The following is a 4530-nucleotide window of genomic DNA, read 5'->3' as shown; positions in this document are numbered from 1 at the left end:
CACCTCCTCCCACATCCCGGGAGCCGTAAATATCCCCCTGCACGAACTGCTCACCCGCATGGAAGAGATCCCTGCGGGCAAGCTCTGGATCCACTGCGGATCGGGCTACCGCTCCGGCGTCGGCGCCAGCCTGCTGCAACGCGCCGACAAGGACGTCGTCCACATCGACGCCATGTTCGGCCAAGCCGGAAAAGCAAGCGTCCCGCTGGAATCCTGATCCACCCGCACGATACACCAACCTGTTTTGGGCGGTCAGTGCACATCTGCCTGTACCAGCCCCTATCGGTACAGAGACCGTGTAAGGAACCACCAGGGAACCTCCTGACCGGACCAACTGCGACCCGCTGAACGCCGGAGCCTGCTCACCGTCGGGGCTGCGGTGACCGGACTACATCTCCTCGCCCTTCCGGGATCAGGTGCTGAACCGTAGCCGACAACTGGACGACCTCGGAGCGATCCACTGAATGGATCTCATCGACAGTGATCAGCAAGCCGGTGCCGTGCTCACGAAGAATCGTGGTCAGTTCCGTCATTTGTCCCCGCAGATCGACCTGGGAAGCTGGGGTCATCTCCCGCGCAACGGCGAACGAAGCTACCTGCACGGCAGTGATATGCCACTTGGACGTCCCTTTGCCCAGTTCGCGAAGGTGCACCTCGACGCCGTGTTTGAGGCGCTCAAGCAGGCCCGGTGTGGCGGTGTCGGAGATTGGCGCCCACCCATGTTCGAGCGCCACTCTCTCCGCGCGGTGAAGCAGGGCGGTCCTGCCTATCCCGCGCGGCCCGGAGATGATGCTCAGCAGACCGGGTGCGCCGGCGCCATCTTCGAGCCCCTCGACAAAGAGATCCAGCGCTTCCTCACGCCCAATGAGATGCGGCGGCTCTGCGCTGGCTTCGGCTTGAAGGGGTTCGCCACGGTAACCTTTTTCTTGTTTAGATTCTTTAGACATTTTTGATTCTATGGCAAACCGCCCAGGCTGCCGTTGCGGCGGGTAAAACCTGTGAGTTGCAGCGGTAAGTGGCGTGGTTACCCAGCGCTTTGTGGCCAGCCAGTAGTCCCGCAAGCCCAACTTCTTACGGGACTACTGAAGGACCCATCGATCGACACTGACACTCAACGGATACTGGGCGGACGGCCAATCTTCTTCTGGCAGTGTCCTTAGCACTCACCGACCTCGCTCTGGGTGAAGCGATGCGAGTGAGACGGCTCAACACGAGTAGTGCCGCAGCGCTGGTCTCGGTGTTTGCGGATCCGGGGCTGAGCGTGAGCAAACTCGGTAGACTGGTGGGTCTGAGCCAGCAGGCCAGGGCCAGCGCATCTGCCAGCTCTGCGATCGAGAGAGCTGTGCGCGCTCGGCCCCATACCCGGGTGGACTTTTTGCCGCTCAAGGCTAGTGCGAGACCGATCATGGCGATGCCTAGGAGCAAGGGCAGCCATTTATCAGCGCCGTTGAGCGGAACGAAGTTGGCGGCGGACTCGTGGTCGATGATCAGTCCGGCATGCCATACAACTCTAGATAGGCATCGCAGCGCGCACGTTGTCCGTTACGGCCTTGCTGCCGGGGCCTTCCGAGGCCACCCGTCCGGAGGCAAGCACATAGAAATGATCAGCCGCCTCCCAATGCAAAGCCGATGTGCTGCTCCACCAGAAGCACCTGTAAGTTGCCGCCAGCCGAGAGATCAAGGATGGTGCGTTCAATCTCAGCGACCACTGACGCCTGGATACCCTCCGTCGGTTCGTCAAGGATCAGCAGCCGCGGCTCCGTCATAAGTGCCCTGGCGATAGCGAGCTGCTGGCGCTGGCCTCCGGACAGCAGGACGCCGGACTGCTGCAGAAATTTGGCATCAATCCTCAAGACCTCCTGGGCACATTGGGGAGGCCTCGGGCTCTAGTCATCACGCATCGGAAACCTCGCCGTAACGGCCGCGGTCAAGAATGGGGAAGTTACTTCGTTCGTTATCGGCTCAGTGAGGTTTCCATGCCACAAATCGTTCTCATCAGGGTTCTGTCCACAAACGATCCACGCCTGTTGAACGCTCACGTTCAGGTTGTGCGTGAGGCATTCGGGCTGGATGTCGTGTCATATGCAGTGCCCGATCAGCCGGAGGGTGTTCACGATGCGGATAGTTTCCGCTCCGCGGCATCCAAGGTGTCAGCACTGGTGCTGTCTCTTGGCGGCGACGTTGACGGCATACTCATCAGTTGCTCATCCGATCCCGGGGCGGGAGAAGCGCGCGCCTTGGTGAACATCCCCGTGGTGGGTGCAGGCTCCGCGGGCGCCGGTACTGCCCTTGCGCTCGGTTCGCGGGTAGGAGTTCTCGCCCTGCACTCCGGAACGCCCGCAGCGGTCAACCGTGTGCTTGGCGATGCTTTGCGCACGGTCGAGTCACCGGAAGGCGTGCACAAGACCACCGAACTGCTGACCCCCAGCGGAGTCCATGAGACCTACCGTGCCGCGGAACGCCTGATCGATGCAGGCGCCGATGTGATACTCCAGGCCTGCACAGGACTCACCAGCATGGGCGTGGCAGAGCAGCTTCGTCGCAGGTTCCGGGTGCCGGTAATCGACGCCGTCCTTGCCGCAGCTGCCGTGTTGGCCGTTGAGGTCAGAGCCATCGACAACGCCCGGTTACTTCAGTCGGCGCGCTGATCCAGCCCGGCCGTCCGTTCGGCGGTAAGCTCTTTTCACCGCACCGGCAAAACCCGGCGGTGCTGGACCCACGGAAGGCGTGTTCCATGGCAACTGCATCATCCCCACCGAAGGAAGAAGCGTCCCTGCTGAAGGTCCTGGGCAACTGGGATGCTTTGGCCCTGGGCTTCGGCGCCATGATCGGTTTCGGCTGGGTGGTGCTGACCGGCGGCTGGATTTCCTCGGCGGGCACCATGGGCGCGGTCCTCGCGATGCTTACCGGCGGCGTCATCATGGGCGTGGTGGGACTGGCCTACGCCGAGCTGACCGCTGCAATGCCAAAAGCCGGCGGTGAGCATAACTTCCTGCTGCGCGGCATGGGACCGAGGTGGTCCTTCATCGGCTCCTGGGCCATTACCGGGGGCTACGTCACGATCGTGGCTTTCGAAGCCGTTGCGCTTCCCCGTACTGCGCTCTATTTATTTCCCGATTTGAACCAGGTCCCGTTGTGGGAAGTCGCCGGCAGCCAGGTGCACCTCACGTGGGCCCTGGTGGGCGCGGTGGCCGCCGTCGTCATCACCGGAATTAACATCCTCGGGGTGAAACTGGCCGGAGTAGCCCAGACATTTGTTGTCCTCCTCCTGCTGATCATTGGGCTCATGCTGGTGTTCGGTTCGTTTACCGGGGGTTCGGCGGAGAATATGGAGCCGTTCTTCACTGGAGGCATGGGCGGTTTCTTCGCCGTACTGGTGGTGGTCCCCTTCCTGTTTGTGGGATTCGACGTGATACCCCAGTCGGCGGAAGAAGTGAAAATTCCGGCGCGCCAGATCGGCAGGCTCGTGGTGGTGGCAGTGGTGCTTGCGACCATCTGGTACGTCATGACCATCCTGACCACCGGGTCGGCATTACCGGCCGGGGATCTGGCCCAGGCCGATATCGCTACGGCCGATGCCATGGGCGCACTGTTCGGCAGTGACATCATGGCGAAAGTGCTGATTGCCGGCGGCATTGCCGGGATCCTGACCTCGTGGAACTCCCTGCTGCTGGGAGCCTCCCGCCTGATGTACTCCATGGCCCGTTCCGGAATGCTGCCACGCTGGTTTGGCACACTGCACCCGAAATACCGCACGCCGTCAAACGCGCTGTTGTTCATCGGCGCGTTATCCTTCATTGCTCCATTCTTCGGCGAAGCGATGCTGGTGTGGCTCGTGGATTCCGGTGCTCCAAGCATTGTCATCGCCTACATCCTGGTATCCGTTGTTTTTGTGATTCTCCGCCGCATGGAACCACAGATGGACCGGCCGCTCAGGGTTGGCGGCGCCGGGAACGGCGGCATAATCATCGGTGTGGCCGCCGCGGTGCTGTGTACCGGGCTGCTCAGCCTGTATCTGCCGGGCATGCCTGCCGCGCTGACCCCACCGCCATGGATTCTCTTTGGGCTGTGGTGGTTGCTTGGCGCATACTTCCTGCTTCGGATACCCACCGGAATACAACCGGGCGAGGACGCCGAGCACCGGTTGCTTTCCGCCCTGAAAAACCGCTGATAAAGAGCCAGGAAGGCCGCTGTGCGTCCAATAGCAGAGAACTGTTACCAGTTGGAGGGGTCCAAAGGGGCCAACGGCTACCTGCTGCACGGAAGCGGCCACACCGCCGTCGTCGATCCCGGAATGAACAGCGGTTACGCTGCGGTGCTGGAAGAACTGGGGTGCGCTGAGCCCGCCGTTGGCACAGTCACTGACATCCTGCTCACCCATTACGACACTGACCACTCCCAGGTGGTGAAGCGGCTGCAGCAGACCCTCAATGCTCGGGTTTGGCTCGGCGCGGCTGACGCGGCCATTCTCCGCGGCGACGTCCCACCGCCAACGCGCGTGCGCCGGCTGCTCAAGCGGCTTGCTCCCGC

7 protein-coding genes are annotated in these 4530 nt (G+C 62.1%); 4 read left to right on the top strand and 3 right to left on the bottom strand.

The window, feature by feature from the left end; all coding sequences use genetic code 11:
* On the top strand, positions 1-217 hold a 217-nt coding region (locus tag Y708_RS25120), incomplete at its 5' end, for a rhodanese-like domain-containing protein (protein ID WP_035776373.1).
* A 145-nt stretch (positions 218-362) separates the two neighbouring features.
* On the opposite strand, the gene Y708_RS29265 is transcribed toward Y708_RS25120, so the two are convergent.
* The 3 genes from Y708_RS29265 to Y708_RS31435 all read right to left on the bottom strand — a co-directional run bounded on the left by Y708_RS29265 (position 363) and on the right by Y708_RS31435 (position 1853).
* On the bottom strand, positions 363-947 hold the full coding sequence (locus Y708_RS29265) for an ATP-binding protein (protein ID WP_155853872.1): 585 nt from the start codon (positions 945-947) through the stop codon (positions 363-365).
* A gap of 124 nt (positions 948-1071) precedes the next feature.
* Positions 1072-1527, bottom strand: a complete 456-nt coding sequence (locus Y708_RS29260) for a DUF4383 domain-containing protein (RefSeq protein WP_155853877.1) — start codon at positions 1525-1527, stop codon at positions 1072-1074.
* A gap of 77 nt (positions 1528-1604) precedes the next feature.
* Entirely contained in the window at positions 1605-1853 is a 249-nt protein-coding gene (locus Y708_RS31435; RefSeq protein WP_028280391.1) for an ATP-binding cassette domain-containing protein, read from the bottom strand.
* Positions 1854-1976: 123 nt separating this feature from the next.
* On the opposite strand from Y708_RS31435, the gene Y708_RS0113820 reads away from it, so the two are divergent.
* The 3 genes from Y708_RS0113820 to Y708_RS25105 form a co-directional block, all read left to right on the top strand.
* The gene (locus tag Y708_RS0113820) at positions 1977-2648 is read left to right on the top strand and encodes an aspartate/glutamate racemase family protein (RefSeq protein ID WP_035776371.1); all 672 of its coding nucleotides are present in this window, start codon (positions 1977-1979) and stop codon (positions 2646-2648) included.
* 86 nt (positions 2649-2734) lie between these two features.
* Positions 2735-4171 (top strand): APC family permease, encoded by a 1437-nt coding sequence (locus Y708_RS0113815; protein WP_028280389.1) that lies wholly within the window; start codon positions 2735-2737, stop codon positions 4169-4171.
* 21 nt (positions 4172-4192) lie between these two features.
* Positions 4193-4530: MBL fold metallo-hydrolase (locus Y708_RS25105; RefSeq protein WP_155853876.1), on the top strand; the 338-nt coding region annotated here is incomplete at its 3' end.

Source organism: Arthrobacter sp. H5 (assembly GCF_000520595.1).
Classification (GTDB): domain Bacteria; phylum Actinomycetota; class Actinomycetes; order Actinomycetales; family Micrococcaceae; genus Arthrobacter_D.
This window is presented reverse-complemented; position numbering and strand designations above follow the sequence as displayed.